The sequence below is a fragment of the Nocardioides sp. BE266 genome (assembly GCF_031457855.1).
Taxonomy (GTDB): domain Bacteria; phylum Actinomycetota; class Actinomycetes; order Propionibacteriales; family Nocardioidaceae; genus Nocardioides.
Genome location: NZ_JAURTI010000001.1, coordinates 720,408 through 737,336, shown reverse-complemented (window position 1 = coordinate 737,336; position 16,929 = coordinate 720,408). Strand labels below are relative to the sequence as shown.

Annotated in this window: 12 protein-coding genes; 4 read left to right on the top strand and 8 right to left on the bottom strand. The window is 72.1% G+C overall.

The genetic code is table 11. The annotated features are described in order from the left end of the window. Positions 1-44: 44 nt before the first annotated feature. The 5 genes from J2X46_RS03515 to J2X46_RS03495 all read right to left on the bottom strand — a co-directional run bounded on the left by J2X46_RS03515 (position 45) and on the right by J2X46_RS03495 (position 5,596). Complete coding sequence (locus tag J2X46_RS03515; RefSeq protein WP_310246940.1) at positions 45-1,307, bottom strand: trypsin-like peptidase domain-containing protein; 1,263 nt, start codon at positions 1,305-1,307, stop codon at positions 45-47. 101 nt (positions 1,308-1,408) lie between these two features. Next, on the bottom strand, positions 1,409-1,909 hold the full coding sequence (locus tag J2X46_RS03510) for a GNAT family N-acetyltransferase (RefSeq protein ID WP_310246938.1): 501 nt from the start codon (positions 1,907-1,909) through the stop codon (positions 1,409-1,411). A 27-nt stretch (positions 1,910-1,936) separates the two neighbouring features. Further along, the gene (locus tag J2X46_RS03505) at positions 1,937-2,470 is read right to left on the bottom strand and encodes a SigE family RNA polymerase sigma factor (protein ID WP_310246937.1); all 534 of its coding nucleotides are present in this window, start codon (positions 2,468-2,470) and stop codon (positions 1,937-1,939) included. Position 2,471: 1 nt separating this feature from the next. Further along, entirely contained in the window at positions 2,472-3,167 is a 696-nt protein-coding gene (locus J2X46_RS03500; protein ID WP_310246933.1) for a hypothetical protein, read from the bottom strand. A 119-nt stretch (positions 3,168-3,286) separates the two neighbouring features. Then, positions 3,287-5,596 (bottom strand): helix-turn-helix domain-containing protein, encoded by a 2,310-nt coding sequence (locus J2X46_RS03495; protein ID WP_310246930.1) that lies wholly within the window; start codon positions 5,594-5,596, stop codon positions 3,287-3,289. A 143-nt stretch (positions 5,597-5,739) separates the two neighbouring features. Here J2X46_RS03495 and pulA point away from each other — a divergent pair, with 143 nt between their 5' ends. Continuing rightward, a complete protein-coding gene (gene pulA / locus J2X46_RS03490; protein ID WP_310246928.1) occupies positions 5,740-11,445 on the top strand; it encodes a pullulanase-type alpha-1,6-glucosidase in 5,706 nt (1,901 codons plus the stop codon). Positions 11,446-11,502: 57 nt separating this feature from the next. Here pulA and J2X46_RS03485 read toward each other — a convergent pair whose 3' ends face one another. The 3 genes from J2X46_RS03485 to J2X46_RS03475 all read right to left on the bottom strand — a co-directional run bounded on the left by J2X46_RS03485 (position 11,503) and on the right by J2X46_RS03475 (position 14,242). Beyond that, the gene (locus tag J2X46_RS03485) at positions 11,503-12,807 is read right to left on the bottom strand and encodes a citrate synthase (RefSeq protein WP_310246924.1); all 1,305 of its coding nucleotides are present in this window, start codon (positions 12,805-12,807) and stop codon (positions 11,503-11,505) included. Between the two features lie 110 nt (positions 12,808-12,917). Continuing rightward, complete coding sequence (locus tag J2X46_RS03480) at positions 12,918-13,064, bottom strand: hypothetical protein (RefSeq protein ID WP_310246920.1); 147 nt, start codon at positions 13,062-13,064, stop codon at positions 12,918-12,920. 26 nt (positions 13,065-13,090) lie between these two features. After that, positions 13,091-14,242, bottom strand: a complete 1,152-nt coding sequence (locus tag J2X46_RS03475) for an FAD-binding oxidoreductase (protein ID WP_310246917.1) — start codon at positions 14,240-14,242, stop codon at positions 13,091-13,093. A 236-nt stretch (positions 14,243-14,478) separates the two neighbouring features. On the opposite strand from J2X46_RS03475, the gene rplM reads away from it, so the two are divergent. From rplM to glmM, 3 genes are all read left to right on the top strand, one after another. Then, positions 14,479-14,922: a 50S ribosomal protein L13 gene (gene rplM, locus J2X46_RS03470; protein WP_310246914.1), complete on the top strand. Its 444-nt coding sequence runs from the start codon at positions 14,479-14,481 to the stop codon at positions 14,920-14,922. A gap of 17 nt (positions 14,923-14,939) precedes the next feature. After that, complete coding sequence (rpsI, locus tag J2X46_RS03465) at positions 14,940-15,440, top strand: 30S ribosomal protein S9 (RefSeq protein ID WP_310246911.1); 501 nt, start codon at positions 14,940-14,942, stop codon at positions 15,438-15,440. Between the two features lie 106 nt (positions 15,441-15,546). Continuing rightward, positions 15,547-16,893: a phosphoglucosamine mutase gene (glmM, locus tag J2X46_RS03460; RefSeq protein WP_310246910.1), complete on the top strand. Its 1,347-nt coding sequence runs from the start codon at positions 15,547-15,549 to the stop codon at positions 16,891-16,893. Positions 16,894-16,929: the final 36 nt, after the last annotated feature.

The window sequence follows — 16,929 nt, the reverse complement described above, 5'->3', positions numbered from 1 at the left end:
GCACCATCATGGCGCGGCCGGCCGAATCCGGGCGAGGGGGTCAGTCAGCTGGTGCTGCTCGTGGCGTCGCTGTCGAGCACGAGGTCCGCGCTCTGCTCCTTGCCGTTGCTGGACCAGGTGACGCTGACGGTGTCGCCGGGGCGGTAGGACCGGATCGTTGCCACCAGCGAGTCGGCGTCGGTGATGCGCTGGTCGTCGACCTTGGTGATCACGCTGCCGGAGGCCAGCCCGGCCTTGTCGGCGGTCGACCCGGACGTCACGTCCTTCACGACCGCGCCGGCGTCGTCACCGGTCTGCGGGTTGCCGACGGTGATGCCGAGCCGGGCGTGGGTCGGGGTCTCGCCCTTGGCCATCTGGTCGACGATCGGCATGACCTCGTCGATCGGGATCGCGAAGCCGAGGCCGATCGAGCCGGACTGGCCCGAGGAGCCGTAGCCCGAGCTCGACGCGGCGGTGCGGATCGAGGAGTTGATCCCGATCACGGCTCCGGTCATGTCGGCCAGCGGCCCGCCGGAGTTGCCCGGGTTGATCGCCGCGTCGGTCTGGATCGCGGGGTACGTCGTGGAGTTGCCCTGGTCGTCGGTGCCGACGTTGACCGGGCGGTTGAGCGCGCTGACGATGCCGCTGGTCACGGTCGCGTCGAGGCCGAACGGCGAGCCGACGGCCACGACGCCCTCGCCGACGCCGAGGTTGGCGGACTTGCCGATCGTGGCGGGCGTCAGGTCGGAGACGCCCTGGGCCTTGATCACCGCGGTGTCGGTCAGCGGGTCGGTGCCGAGGATCTCGGCGTCGGCGCTGGTGCCGTCGTTGAAGGAGACCTTCAGCGAGCCGCCGTCGGCGGCCAGCTCGACGACGTGGTTGTTGGTGAGGATCGTGCCGTCGGCGGTGAGGATGATGCCGGACCCCGACCCGCTCTCCTGGGCGCCGGACACATCGATCTTCACCACGCTCGGCAGCACCTTCTGCGCCACCGACTCGACCGACCCGTCGGCAGCGGGCGTCTGGGTCTGGCTCACGGTGGAGGCCGTCGGGCTCTGCGAGCTCGCGGTGCTGGTGGGTTCCTCGTGGGTGGCGTCCCAGAAGGCCGCCCCGCCGACTCCGGCGCCGCCACCCACGAGGAGGGACGTGGCGACGACCGCGGCAGCGAGTCCCGTACGACGCCGACGCGGCGCAGGGGGCTGCTGGGTCGCCGTGACACCGCCGCCCGACCCGCCGCCCGGCCACGAGGTGGTGGGGTGCTGGTAGGGGTTCTGCGCGGCCGGCTGGGGAGCCTGGCCGCCGTCCTGGGGTGTCTGTGCGTCGCTCATGACTCCGAGCGTGCTCCGCGACCCTGTGGATGCCCTGAGAAGTGGCTGGGAAGCTGCAGAGACCTCGGTCGAGCGTCGTGGGGCGGGGATCCCGGCGTGGATCATCGCGGCAGGTCCGGCAGCGCGAGCCACTGCGCCCACGACAGGTCGCGTCCGACGTAGCGCGGGTTCGTGAGGGGCCAGTCCTCGGCGATCCAGCGAGGGACGAGCTCGTCCAGCGCCTGCTCGAGCTCCGTGCCGACGCACTCGTCCACCACCCACCAGGAGATCTCGGCGTCGGCACCGGGCTTCTCGGGCGGGTCGATGTAGACACAGCCCAGCAGCGCCGTCTCGTCGGTGTCGAGGAGGGCGTAGTTGAAGGACTCGTGCGTCTCCATCTCGGCCGCGTGGCGCGCCAGGTCGGCCCGGTCCGCTTCGTGCGTCATCCCCGCCGGCGGCCACCCCCACGCCTCCCCGTAGATGCTCCACAGCCGCTCGCGCGAGCCCATCACGGCCACCATGTCGAGGTCGGTGTCGTCGGGTCTGATCGGGCGCAGGTGGTGGCCGAACGGCACGTCCACCCGGGTGGGGTGGCGGAAGTCGGCGGGCAGCCAGGCGGTCATGGCGTTCCTCTCGCGTGGGTCAGGGGGTCAGCCGGCCAGCGCCGTGTCGGTGGCGAGCCGGCGGAGCGCGGCCAGGCCGCGACTGGTGTTGGACTTGACGGTGCCGGTGGAGCAGCCGAGGACGGTCGCGGTCTCGGCGACGCTGAGCTGCTCGTAGAACCTCAGCGCCACGGCGGCCCGCTGCTGGTCGGGCAGGGCCAGGACGAGGGCCCACAGCTCGCCGTCGTCGTGCGGATCGGTCTCGTCGACGTGGCCGACCAGCTCGGGCAGCAGGTCCGAGGGGCGCTCGTCGCGCCGCCACGGCTGGCGCTGCCAGCTGACGTGCAGGCGGGTGATGGTGCGGCGCACGTAGGCGTCGGCGGCCGCCTCCTCGCGCAGGCCGCCCCAGTGGGGGAGGACCCGCACGAGCGAGGCCTGCAGCAGGTCCTCGGCGGTGTGTGGGTCGCCGGCGACCGCCCGCGCCCAGCGGAGGAGCGCGGGGCGTCGCGCAGCGACGTACGACGCGAAGCCGGCGTCGGCACGGTCGTCCGTCGCGGCGACGACCCGCAGCCCCGTCGTCATCTCACGCCTCGCGCGCGGTGCGGAGCAGGCCGAGCGACACCACGAGCAACCAGACCGGGCCCGTCATGCCCGCCATGTACTGCAGCGGGCTGACCAGGAAGAGGGCGGTCAGTCCGCCCAGCCCCAGGCTGGTCCAGCGCAGCCACGGGGCGTAGGCACCCTGCTTCGCCGCGCGGGCGAGCGCGAGACCGGCGAGTCCGGCACCGCCCCACAGCCACGGGATCGTGCCGATCCAGTGGTTGAAGAACGCCGCGCTCTCCGGCAGCACCAGGTCGGTGTCCTCGGCCAGCGCGAACGCGAACTCGGTGGTGAGCCCGGCCCCGAGGAGCTGGGCGACGGCGACCAGGCCGAGTCCGGCGGCTGCCACGCCCGGGACCAGGCTGCCCGGTGCCGTACGACGCTGGAGCTGGGCGTGCAGCCCGACGCTGAACAGCACGAGGAGCACGCAGGACACCATGGTCGCGGTGTGGAAGACCAGGATCTGCGGCAGCTGGTCGGCGAGCCGGGCCGTGATCGCGTCGGGGTCGCCCGAGACGTCGGCGTCGTAGACCGCGTCGACCATCCCGCTGGCGACGCCGCCGACGATGCCCAGGACGGCGGCGCCGATGCCGGCGAGCACCCAGCCGCGGCCCGGCGGGCCGGCGCTCGCGGCGTCGTCGTCGGTGCGGGTGGTGGTCGGGTCGTAGGTGGTGCTCATGGCGGCTCCTGGCGAGTGCGATGGCGGCGGCACGGTCGTGGCGCCGTGGCACCACCCTCGGAGCGTGCGAGCCCGCACACCACGGACAGCCGCAGGTGTACGAGTGGTGTGCGGGTGGCTCAGGCGGGCGTCGCGTGGAGCAGCGCCGCGGCGTCCGCGGTGGAGTAGCCGCGGCCGGTGTCGAGGGCGTCGTCGTAGCGGTCCTGCCCGAGGTGGGCGCGGGCGTCGTCGGCGGCCGCGTCGATCGCCGCGGGGTCGGTCCGGTAGTAGCCGTAGCCCCGCGCGCCCTGCGCCTCGCGGATCGCCTGGGCGGCGCCGAGCAGGAGGGGAACCCGGGCGTGCTGGCCCGATGCCGCTGAGAGCACCGCGCCGGCGTCGAGCAGGTAGGCGAGGTTGGCCTGGTCGCCCGTCTCCAGCGAGAGTCGGGTGCCCTCCTCGAGGTGACGCCGGGCGGCCGCGTGGTCGCCGCGACCGACCTCGACCTGGAACAGGTTGTAGAGCGCGATGTAGGACGTCAGTCGGTCCTCGCGCCGCCGGGCGGAGCCGAGCCCCGCCTCGACCCAGCGCACGGCCTCGTCCGCGTCGCCGCCCAGCAGGGCCACGGTGCCGAGCCAGATGTGGGCCAGCGCCCAGGTCCACTCGACCTCCTCGCCTGCCTCCTCCGCGTGCATGATCGCCTCGTCGAACCACGCCCGGGCCGCGGGCAGGTCGCCGGCCACGAGCGCGACCAGCCCGTGTCCGGCGACGGCGTTGGACAGCGTCACGGGGTCGTCGCCGGCGTGCTCGTGGGCGCGGGTCCACCACGCGCCGGCCGCGTCGACGTCGTCCATGGCGAAGGCCATCGTCGCGGCAGCCAGCGCCGCGCGGCCATGCGCGCGCGAGGGCAGCCGGTCGCCGTGGTCGAGCACGCCCTCGGCGAAGCGCCGGCCGTGGTCGTGGTGGCCCCGGAGCCACCAGTAGAGCCACAGCTCCCAGGCCATCCAGGCGGGCGTCTCGGCGTCCCCCTGGGCGAGCGACCGCTCCGCCGCCGCGGTCAAGTTGGCGTGCTCGAGGTCGATGCGGGCGAGGGCCTCGACCTGGCCGCCGTACTTGTAGCTGGAGCTGTTGTCGGTGGCCACGGCCAGGTAGTGCCCGGCGTGCGCCGCGGCGGCGGTGTGCCACTCGTCGGCCTCGCGGAGCAGGTCGCGGGCGTACTGCGCGACGGGCTCGAGCAGCCGCAGCCGGCCCGACGGCTCGGCCACGACGAGGGAGTGCTCGACGAGCGTCTCCAGGCTGGCGACCACGTCGCGAGGGCCGGCGCCCGCCCGGCCGGCGACCGCCTCGAGGTCGTCGAGGGTGGTGCCGCCGACGAAGACGCCCATCAGCCGCAGCAGGCGACGGCCGTCGTCGTCGAGCAGCCCGTGGCTCCAGTCCAGGGTCGCGCGGATGGTGCGCTGGCGCGGTGGGAGGTCGCGCGGCCCGGCCCGCAGCGCCGTGTCGAGCCGGTCGAGGAGCGCGCTCGGGTCGAGCAACCGGGAGCGGGCGGCGGCGAGCTCCAGCGCCAGCGGCAGCCCGGCCAGCCGCTCGCAGGTCGCGGTGACCGCTGCCGCCTCGGCCGGGTCGGCGCCCCAGCCGGGTGCCACCCGCTGCGCACGGTCGAGCAGCAGCCGGGCCGCGGGCGACGGCGAGCCGTCCGGCAGGTCGGCCACCTCCAGGGGGTCGACGGCGTACTCCGTCTCGCCCCGGACCTTCAGCGGCGCGCGGCTGGTGGTGAGCACCGTCAGGTCGGGCAGCGCCTCGACGAGCGCGGCCACCTCCGGTGCGGCGTCGAGCACGTGCTCGGCGTTGTCGAGGACGAGGAGCAGGTGCTGGCCGCGCAGCCGCTCGGTCACGTCGTCAGCGACCGGGCGGGACGGGTCGCGAGGGGCGTCGACCGCATCGGCGATCGCCGGAAGCACCTGACCCGCCTCGAGGAGCGGAGCCAGCTCCACCAGCCGCACGCCGTCGACGTACCGCTGACGCACCGCGGTCGCCGCGGCCAGGGCCAGCCGGGTCTTGCCCACACCGCCGAGCCCGCTGAGGGTCACCAGTCGGCCGGCGCGGAGCAGGTCGGCGACCCGGGCGACGTCGTCGTCGCGTCCGACCAGTGGGGTGGCCGGCGCGGGCAGGTCGCGCGGGGTGCGGGCCGGTGCGGGATCGGTGGCCTGGCGCGGCGAGCGGGCCGGCACCGCGGCGAGCAGCCCGGCGCGCTGGTCCTCGCTCAGCCCGAGGGCCGTGGCCAGCGAACGGAGGGTGTGGGGGTAGGGGCGGGTGCGGGTGCCACGCTCGAGCGCGCTGATCGCGTGCGGGCTCAGCCCGGCCCGTTCGGCCAGCTCCTCCTGCGACAGGCCGGCGGCCTCCCGGAGGGCGCGCAGCAGCGATCCCAGCGTGCCCGCCCCGTCGGTCCCCACCACACCTCCCGTGCTCCCGCGGCGGAGTGTAGTGGGCGGAGCGGCGCCACCCGATGAAACTTCTTGCAGGCATTGCAAGCCTTCTCATCGGCCACCTACTGTGATCCACGCCACATTCCTCGGCCCACCTCTCGGGAGTCCCCGTGCGCCGCTCCGCCGCCCCCGCTCGTCGTCCGCTGCTCGCCCTCACCGGGCTGGTCACCCTGCTCGCCTCGCTCGCGCCGCTCGCGCCGGCGCGGGCCGACCACCGCGACACCCCGCCCGCCACGGTGACCCTGGCCGGCAGCCTCCAGAGCGAGGCCGGGTGCGCGTCGGACTGGACCCCCGACTGCCCGCAGTCGGGACTGGCCCGCCAGGACGACGGCACGTGGGCGCTGGTCACCGACCTGCCGGCGGGGTCGTACGAGTTCAAGGTGGCGATCAACGGCTCGTGGGACGAGAACTACGGCGCCGGCGGCGCCGCGGGCGGGGCCAACATCCCGCTGGTCCTCCAGCACGCGGCCCGGCTGCGGTTCTCCTACGACGACAGCACGCACCGCATCGCCGTCGCGCCGGCCGAGCAGCCGTCCGGGCGACCGACCGCGGCCGACCGGCGACTGGCCGCGACCTCGCTGCGGGCGCCGCTGACGCGCGAGAACTTCTACTTCGTGATGGCCGACCGCTTCGCCAACGGCGACCCGGCCAACGACACCGGCGGCCTCACCGGCGACCGGATGGCGACCGGTCTCGACCCGACCGACAAGGGCTTCTTCCACGGCGGCGACGTCAAGGGACTCTCCGACCGGCTCGACTACATCGCCGGCCTCGGCACCACCGCGATCTGGCTCACCCCGAGCTTCAAGAACAGGCCGGTCCAGGGCACCGGCGCCGACGCGAGCGCCGGCTACCACGGCTACTGGGTCACCGACTTCACCCGCATCGACCCGCACTTCGGCACCAACGCCGAGCTCAAGGCGTTCATCGACAAGGCCCACCGGCGCGGGATCAAGGTCTTCTTCGACATCATCACCAACCACACCGCCGACGTCATCGACTACCAGGAGCAGCAGTACTCCTACGTCGGCAAGGACGTCGAGCCGTTCCGCGACGCGTCGGGCCAGGCCTTCGACGACCGCGACTACGCCGGTGGTGACACGTTCCCCGAGCTCGACGCCGAGACGTCCTTCCCCTACACGCCGGTCTTCCGCAGCGAGGCCGACAAGACCGTCAAGGTCCCGGCCTGGCTGAACGACCCGACGAACTACCACAACCGCGGCGACTCGACGTTCGCCGGCGAGTCCTCCACCTACGGCGACTTCTCCGGCCTCGACGACCTCTTCACCGAGCAGCCCGACGTCGTCGACGGGATGACCGACGTCTACAAGACCTGGGTCGACTTCGGCATCGACGGCTTCCGGATCGACACCGTCAAGCACGTCAACCTCGAGTTCTGGCAGCAGTTCGCGCCAGCGATCCGCGACCATGCCCGCGCGATCGGCAACCCCGACTTCTTCGCCTTCGGAGAGGTGTACGACGCCAACCCGGCGTACCTGTCGACGTTCAGCACCGCGGGTCGGCTCGACGCGACGCTGGACTTCGGCTTCCAGGACGCCGGCACGGGCTTCGCGAAGGGCAACGCGACCACGCGGCTCAGGGACTTCTTCGCGAACGACGACTGGTACACCGACAGCGACTCCAACGCCTACGCCTCGCCGACGTTCCTGGGCAACCACGACATGGGTCGCATCGGGACGTTCCTCAAGGGCACCGACTCGGTGCTGGAGCGCGACCGGCTCGCACACGCGCTGATGTACCTCACCCGCGGCCAGCCGGTCGTCTACTACGGCGACGAGCAGGGCTTCGTCGGCGACGGCGGCGACAAGGACGCCCGTGAGGACATGTTCCCGAGCCGGGTCGCGTCCTACAACGACAACGACCTCATCGGCACCGACGCCACCACGGCCGACGCCAACTACGACACGAGCCACCCGCTCTACCGCACCATCCGCGACCTCGCCCGGCTGCGGAAGACCTACCCCGCGCTCGCCGACGGCGCGCAGCTGCACCGCTATGCCTCCAACAACGCGGGCATCTACGCCTTCAGCCGGATCGACGCGGGGGAGCGGCGCGAGTTCCTCGTCGCCCTCAACAACGCCACGACCGCGAAGACGGTGACCGTGGCCGCCGAGGTGCCCCGTGGCTCCTTCACGCGCGTCTGGCCGTCCGGCGGCGCGAGCCTGCGCACCGACGAGGAGGCCCGCACCCAGATCACCGTGCCGCCCCTGTCGGCGGTGGTGTGGCGCGCCGACCGCAAGATCCCCGGCCGCGGGTCCGCGCCCGCGATCCACCTCGAGAAGCCGTCTGCCGGCGGCACCGTCGGCGGTCGCTCGCCGATCACCGTCGGCGTGCCGGACGGCGGCTTCAACCAGGTCACGGTGGCCTGGCGTGCCGCCGGCGCGACCGACTGGACTGCGCTCGGCACCGACGACAACGCCCCCTACCGCGTCTTCCACGACGTCAGCGCGATGCCGAAGGGCACCTTGCTGGAGTACCGCGCGGTGCTGCGCGACAGCAGCGGCAACCTGTCGGTCGCGTCGTCGTACGCCACCGTGGGCGACCCGGAGTCGGAACCGACGCCGGGTGGCGGCGGGGGCGGCGGACCCGTCGACCAGCCGGCCGCGGTGTCGATGCCCGGCAGCCACAACAGCGAGATCGGTTGCAGCGGCGACTGGCAGCCCGACTGCGCCGAGGCGCAGATGTCGCTCGACGCCAACGACCTGGTCTGGAAGAAGACGGTCACGCTGCCCGCGGGCGGCTACGAGTACAAGGCCGCGATCAACGGCACCTGGGACGAGAACTACGGCGCCGGCGGTGCGCGTGGCGGCTCCAACGTCGCGCTCACCCTCGACAGCGCGCGCGACGTGACCTTCTACTACGACCACGCCTCGCACTGGGTCACCACCGACGCCAACGGCCCGATCATCACGCTGGCAGGCAGCTTCCAGTCCGAGCTGGGCTGCCCGTCGGACTGGTCGCCGGGCTGCATGCGCAGCTGGCTGAAGGACCTCGACGGCGACGGCACCTACACGTTCGCCGCGACGCTGCCGGCCGGCAGCTACGAGACCAAGGTCGCCCACGGACTGTCGTGGGACGAGAACTACGGCCAGGACGGCGCCCGCGACGGCGCCAACATCCCGTTCGACGTCCCCGCGGGAGGGGTCGAGGTGCTCTTCACTTACGACGTGAGCACCCACCGGCTGCAGGTCTCGACCCGCTCGGCCGGTGCCTCGCCCGACCTCACTAGGGCCAAGGCGCAGTGGCTGCGCCGCGACCTCGTCGCCTGGGACGTGCCCGACCCGGAGTCGCGGCGCTATCGGCTGCACTGGTCCACCGCCGGTGACCTCGCCGTCGACGCCGAGGCCGTCACCGGTGGCTCCTCGGTCCCGCTGACCTACGACCCCGAGGGCCTGCCCGACGACGTCCTTGCCGACTTCCCGCAGCTGGCCGACTACGAGGTCTTCCGCCTCGACCGGAGGGCCCAGCGCCGGGTGCCGGAGATCCTCACCGGGCAGCTCGCCGTGGCGTCGTACGACACCGGGGGCGCGCTGCACGACGCGACCGGCGTGCAGGTGCCGGGCGTCCTCGACGACGTGTACGCCGCCGCCTACCGCGCCAAACTCGGCGTGACGTGGCGTGGCAACCGGCCGACGCTCGCGGTGTGGGCCCCGACGGCCCAGGCCGTCGCTGCCAACGTGGGCGGCCGTCGCTGGCCGATGCGTCGCCAGGACGACGGCACCTGGACCGTGAGCGGCCCGGCCTCGTGGAAGGGCGCGTCCTACACCTACGACGTGACGGTGTGGGCTCCCGCCGCCGGCGCCGTGGTGACCAACCGGGTCACCGATCCCTACTCCGTCGCCCTCACCGCGAACTCGCAGTCCTCGCTGGTCGTCGACCTCGACGACCCCGCGCTGGCGCCGCCCGGCTGGTCACGCACGCGCGCGCCGGCGATCGCCCAGCCGGAGGACCGCAACGTCTACGAGCTGCACGTCCGTGACTTCTCGATCGGGGACGAGACCGTGCCTGCCGCCGAGCGCGGGACGTACCTCGCCTTCACGCACCCGGACTCCGCCGGCATGCGGCACCTGCGCCGGCTCGCGACCGCCGGCCTCAACACCGTGCACCTCCTGCCGGCCTTCGACATCGCCACGATCGAGGAGCGGCGCGCGGCGCAGCAGACCCCTGCCTGCGACCTCGCCTCGATGGCGCCGGACTCGACCGAGCAGCAGGCCTGCGTCGACGCGGTGCGCTCGCGCGACGGCTTCAACTGGGGCTACGACCCGCTCCACTACACGACGCCGGAGGGGTCCTACGCCACCGATCCGGAGGGCACGAAGCGCACCGTGGAGTACCGCCGGATGGTGCAGGGGCTCAACGCCGCTGGCCTGCAGGTCGTGATGGACGTGGTCTACAACCACACCGCCGCGTCCGGCCAGGACGCGAACTCGGTGCTCGACAAGGTGGTGCCGGGCTACTACCAGCGGCTCTCCGCGACCGGCACCGTCGAGAACTCGACCTGCTGCTCCAACACCGCCTCGGAGCACCGGATGATGGAGAAGCTGATGATCGACTCCGTGCTCACCTGGGCACGTGAGTACAAGGTCAACGGCTTCCGCTTCGACCTGATGGGCCACCACTCGCTCGAGAACATGACGCGCCTGCGGGCGGCGCTCGACCGCCTCACCGTCAAGCGCGACGGCATCGACGGGAAGGGCATCTACCTCTACGGCGAGGGCTGGAACTTCGGTGAGGTCGCTGACGACGCCCGCTTCGTGCAGGCGACCCAGAAGAACCTCGCCGGCACGGGCATCGGGTCCTTCAGCGACCGGCTGCGCGACGCCGTACGAGGTGGCGGCCCGTTCGACGAGGACCCGGGGGTGCAGGGCTTCGGCTCCGGCCTCTACACCGACCCCAACGGCTCACCCGCCAACGGCACGACAGAGGAGCAGCTCGCCGACCTGCTGCACGCGCAGGACCTGGTCAAGCTCGGCCTGGCCGGCAACCTGGCCGACTTCTCCTTCCGCGACTCCAGCGGCGCGGACGTCGTGGGCTCGGCGGTCGACTACAACGGCCAGCCCGCCGGCTACGCCGCCGACCCGTCGGAGACGGTCACCTACGTCGACGCCCACGACAACGAGACGCTCTACGACTCGCTCGCCTTCAAGCTCCCGCAGGGTACGTCGATGGCCGACCGCGTCCGGATGAACACCGTGTCGCTCTCGACCGTCGCCCTCTCCCAGGGTGTGGTGTTCTGGCACGCCGGCACCGACCTGCTCCGCTCCAAGAGCCTGGACCGCAACTCCTACGACTCCGGCGACTGGTTCAACCGGATCGACTGGCAGCGCCGGGAGAACACCTTCGGCTCCGGCCTGCCGCTGCGCGGCGACAACGAGGCGAAGTGGTCCTACATGCGACCGCTGCTGGCCGACCCGGCCCTCGACCCGGGCCCGGCCGCGATGGACGCCGCCCATGCCCGGGCGCAGGACCTGCTGCGGATCCGGATGTCGTCGCGCCTCTTCCGCCTCGGCTCGCTCGACGCGATCCAGGCCAAGGTGTCCTTCCTCGACGCCGAGCCGGGCGTGATCGCGATGCTCGTCGACGACACGGAAGGCACCGACGCCGACCCGGCCCGCGACGGGATCCTGGTCGTCTTCAACGCCAGCCCCGACGCCCAGACGGTCAGCGGCACGGGTGCCGGCTGGCGGCTCCACCCGGTCCAGGCGTCGGGCACCGACGAGGTGGTCAAGGGCAGCACGGTCGCCGCCGACGCGGTCACCGTCCCGGCCCGCACCACGGCGGTCTTCGAGAGGTGACGTACGACGAACGCCCCGGGCCTCACGGCCGGGGGCGTTCGTCGTACAGGTGGGTGCTTATGCCCAGCGCTCGCTGGCGGCGGTGAACGTGAGCTCGCGGTCGCCGGTGTAGATCTGCTTCGGGCGGGCGATCTTCTGGTCCTTGTCCTGCACCAGCTCGGCCCACTGGGCCAGCCAGCCCGGGGTGCGGCCGATGGCGAAGAGCACGGTGAACATCTCCGGCGGGAACTGGAAGGCCTCGTAGATCAGGCCGGAGTAGAAGTCGACGTTGGGGTAGAGCTTGCGCTTGACGAAGTACTCGTCCTCCAGCGCGATCTTCTCCAGCTCCTTGGCGATCTCGAGGAGCGGGTTGACCCCGGTGACCTCGAAGACGTCGTCGCAGGCCTTCTTGATGATCGTGGCGCGCGGGTCGAAGTTCTTGTAGACCCGGTGGCCGAAGCCCATCAGGCGCTCGTTGCCGCTCTTCACGCCCTCGATGAAGGCGGGGATGTTCTCCTTCGAGCCGATGCGCCGCAGCATCCGCAGCACCGCCTCGTTGGCGCCACCGTGCAGCGGGCCGTAGAGGGCGCCGACGCCGGCCGCGACGGCCGAGTAGGGGTCGACCTGCGAGGAGCCGACGGAGCGGACCGCGTTGGTCGAGCAGTTCTGCTCGTGGTCGGCGTGCAGGATGAAGAGCACGTCGAGCGCCTTGACCAGGCGCGGGTCGGCCTCGAACTTCGACTCGCTCATCTTGAAGAGCATCGAGAGGAAGTTGGCGGTGTAGCCGAGGTCGTTGTCGGGGTAGATGTAGGGCTTGCCCTGCGCGTGACGGAACGACCAGGCGCCGAGGGTCGGCATCTTCGCGATCATCCGCACGATCTGCATGTGGCGGTTGTCCGCGTCGCTGATGTTGCGAGCGTCGGGGTAGAACGTCGACAGCGCGCCGACGGAGGCCATCAGCATGCCCATCGGGTGGGCGTCGTAACGGAAGCCCTGCATGAAGGTCTTCACGTTCTCGTGCACGAACGTGTGGTAGGTGATCTCGTGCACCCAGGAGTCGTACTGCTCCTTGGTGGGCAGCTCTCCGTGGATGAGGAGGTAGGCCACCTCGAGGAAGTTCGACTTCTCGGCGAGCTGCTCGATCGGGTACCCGCGGTACTCGAGGATGCCCTTGTCACCGTCGATGTAGGTCACCGACGAGCGACACGAGGCGGTGTTGACGAAGCCGGGGTCGTAGGTGGCCAGACCGGGCTCGTCCTCGGTCAGCCTGATCTGTCCCAGGTCCTTGGCGGCGATCGTGTTGTCGTTGATCGCGATGTCGTACGTCTGACCGGTCCGGTTGTCGGTGACAGTCAGGGAATCCTTGGCCGCAACGTCGGTCACGTCGGCTCCTGTTCATACGTCTTTGTACGTCTGTGGGTGTCCCCTCAACTTAGTCCGGCCTCCGACACGACGGCGAATCAGGTGTCCACCCTGAGACCTGGACCACGGATTCAGCGGCCGGCCACCCGGTTCGCCAGCCGGGCCACGCGGCTGGTGCGCGGCAGGCCAGCGTCCTCGCGACGGTCGGCGGCGCGGTAGAGCCGGTAGAGCGCGTGCACGCCGGCCCAGCGCAGCGGCTCGGGCTCCCACCGGCGCACGCGGTGGTTGGTCCAGGGGAGCGCGGTCAGGTCCGTGCTCGCACCCAGTGCCAGGTCGCGGAGCGTGCGTCCTGCGAGGTTGGTCGCGGTGAGGCCCGACCCGACGTATCCACCCGCGTGCCCGAGACCTGTCGAGGGGTCGAAGGACACGCTCGCGCTCCAGTCGCGCGGCACGCCCAGCACGCCGCACCACGCGTGGTCGAGGCCGATGCCGGCGAGTGGGGGAAGAGAGTGGTCAGCGTCGCGCGCAACGACTCGACGGTCCAGTCCTGCGTGCGGCCGTCGACGTCGGTGCGGGAGCCGAAGCGGTACGGCACCCCGCGCCCGCCGAGCGCGATCCGCCCGTCGGCGGTGCGCTGGGCGTAGCAGTAGGCGTGCGCCTCGTCGCCGAGCAGCTCCTGCCCGCTCCACCCGATGCCGTCCCACTGGGCAGCGGTCAGCGGCTCGGTCACCACGATCGCGGAGTTCATCGGCAGCCAGTCGCGGCGGTGGCCGGAGAGCCCGGCCGTGAACCCCTCGAGGCAGCGGAGCACGACGGGCGCGCGGACGGTGCCGTGCTCGGTGACCGCGGCGCCCGGCTCGATGCGTACGACGCGGGTGTCCTCGTGGATCCGCACACCGAGCCCACGGACGACACCGGCGACCCCGGCCACGAGCTTCGCTGGCTGGACCCGCGCGCAGTCGGGGTCGAAGTGCCCGGCGACCGCACCCGCCACCCGGATCCGCTCGGCGACCTGCCTCGCGTCGAGCTCGCCGTCGAGCCGCTCGGCCTGAGCCTGCGAGCGCGCGACCGTCAGCACCCCGCTGCGCACGATGTCGGCGTCGATGCCCTCGCGGGCCGCGATCCCGATGACCTCGTCGACCGTGCCCCTCAGCGCGGCACGCAGCCGCGCGACGCCGTCCTCGCCGGCCACGTCGGCGTACGTCCTGGCGCTGCCGGCGAGCTCGCTGGACAGCCAGCCGCCGTTGCGCCCCGACGCCCCGAAGCCGGCGAACTCCGCCTCGAGCACCCGGATGTCGAGGGTGGGGTCTGCCTCGTGCAGGTAGTACGCCGTCCAGAGGCCGGTCAGGCCGCCGCCTACGATGGCGACGTCGCACGTGGCGTCGCCGGCCAGCCGGTCGGTGGGGGAGGGCAGCCCGACCTGCTGCCACCAGAAGGACACGCCGCCGTTGCGCACCGGCTCATTGTGGTACTGCGCCGTTTTGACCCCCGTGCTCGCCGCGCCGTAACCTTGCTGGTCGCGACTCCTGCCGCGTCCGCTCCCTCCGGGAACGGGTGCAGATCCGGACGTCATCCCTCGTCTCCGCCAGCGGAGCTCGGGAGCGAACCGGGCCGTGTTCGTCAGAAGCCGCAGCACCACAACCTGTCCCTCGTCCGAGGGTCAGGACCAACGAACCAGAACGGGATACCGCCGTGCGCACGTACAGCCCCAAGCCCGCTGACATCCAGCGTGAGTGGCTCGTCATCGACGCCACCGACGTGGTCCTGGGCCGCCTCGCCGTCCAGACCGCGAACCTCCTCCGCGGCAAGCACAAGCCGACCTTCGCTCCTCACATGGACATGGGCGACTTCGTGATCATCGTGAACGCGTCCCAGGTGGCGCTGTCGGGGACCAAGAAGACCACCAAGATGGCCTACCGCCACTCCGGCTACCCGGGCGGCCTCTCGGCCACCCCGTTCGGTGAGCTCCTCGAGAAGGACGCCCGCAAGGCCATCGAGAAGGCCGTGTGGGGCATGCTCCCGAAGAACAAGCTCGGTCGCCAGATGCTGAAGAAGCTCAAGGTCTACGCCGGCCCCGACCACCCGCACGCGGCCCAGAAGGCCATCCCGTTCGAGATCTCGCAGATCTCCCAGTGACGACTGAGGACTCACACATGACTGAGAACACCACCGAGGTCGAGGAGACCTTCGAGACCGACGCCGACGGCGTTGCCTACACGTCCGAGAGCGACGCGTCGGCCGACACCCCCGCCCGCCCGGCCACCATCGCGCCCGCCGGCGCGACCGGCCGCCGCAAGGAGGCCGTCGCCCGCGTCCGCATCGTCCCGGGCACCGGCGAGTGGACCATCAACGGTCGCTCGATGGACAGCTACTTCCCCAACAAGCTGCACCAGCAGATCGCGAACGAGCCGTTCGTGGAGCTGCAGCTCGAGGGTCGTTTCGACGTCATCGCCCGCATCCACGGCGGCGGCATCGCCGGCCAGGCCGGCGCCCTGCGCCTCGGTGTGGCCCGCGCGCTCAATGCCGTCGACGTCGAGGCCAACCGCCCGGCCCTGAAGAAGGCCGGCCTGCTCACCCGCGACGCCCGCGTCGTCGAGCGCAAGAAGGCTGGTCTCAAGAAGGCCCGCAAGGCCTCGCAGTTCTCCAAGCGCTGATCTTCAGCCTCACGAGGCCCGCACCGTCCCCGGACGGTGCGGGCCTCGTGGCATGTCCGGCCCTCAGTGCGGTCCCCGGCGCCGTTGGCACGTAGGCTCCGACGCCATGACGCGACTCTTCGGCACGGACGGGGTCCGGGGCCTGGCCAACGCAGATCTGACTGCGGAGCTGGCCCTGCAGCTCTCCGTCTGTGCAGCACACGTCCTGGCCGACCGCGGCGAGTTCGAGGGGCACCGCCCCTTGGCCGTGGTGGGTCGCGACACGCGCATCTCGGGACAGTTCCTCGAGGCGGCCGTCGTGGCCGGCCTCGCCTCGGCGGGCGTCGACGTGCTCCTGCTCGGCGTGCTGCCCACCCCCGGCGTCGCCTACATGACCGACCGCCTCGGCGCCGACCTCGGCGTCATGCTGTCGGCCTCGCACAACCCGATGCCCGACAACGGCATCAAGTTCCTGGCCCGGGGCGGCCACAAGCTCGACGACGCGATCGAGATCGCCATCGAGCGTCGCATGGGCGAGCCGTGGGACCGCCCCACCGGCGGGGCCGTCGGCCGGGTCAAGGTCTACGACTCCGCTGTCGAGGAGTACGCCGCCCACCTCGAGAGCACGATCACCCACCCGCTCGTGGGGCTCAAGGTCGTCCTCGACTGCGCCGAGGGCGCGGCCCACGCGGCCGGCCCGCGGGCGCTCGAGGACGCCGGCGCGACGGTCATCGCGATCCACGCCGACCCCGACGGCCTCAACATCAACGACAACTGCGGCTCGACCCACCTCGGGTCCCTCCAGGCGGCGGTGCTCGAGCACGGCGCCCACGCCGGCTTCGCGCTCGACGGCGACGCCGACCGGTGCCTGGCGGTCGACGCCGAGGGCAACGTCGTCGACGGCGACCAGATCCTCGCGATCCTCTCGCTGTCCCTCCTCGAGCAGGGACGCCTGGCCAAGGACACCGTCGTGGCCACGGTGATGAGCAACCTGGGGTTCGTGCAGGCGATGCGCGCCAACAACGTCGGCGTACGCCAGACGAAGGTGGGTGACCGCTACGTCCTCGAGGCGATGAAGGTCTCCGGCTACTCCCTCGGCGGCGAGCAGTCCGGCCACGTCATCCTCACCGACCACGCCACCACCGGCGACGGCATCCTCACCACGCTCCACGTGATGGAGCGGATGGCCACGACCGGCAAGTCGCTGGCCGAGCTCGCCGGCGTGATGACCCGCCTGCCGCAGGTCCTGCTCAACGTCTCCGGCGTCGACAAGTCGCGCGCCGACGAGGACGCCGTGCTGGCGGCGGCGGTCGCCGAGGAGGAGGCCGTGCTGGGGGAGCGGGGCCGCATCCTGCTGCGCCCCTCGGGCACCGAGCCGATCGTGCGCGTCATGGTCGAGGCCCCCACCCACGACGAGGCCCAGGGCGTCGCCACCCGCCTCGCCGACGTCGTGAAGACCCAACTGTCCCTCTAACCCCGATATCTGAGGACGCCCTGGTCGTCCTCGGCC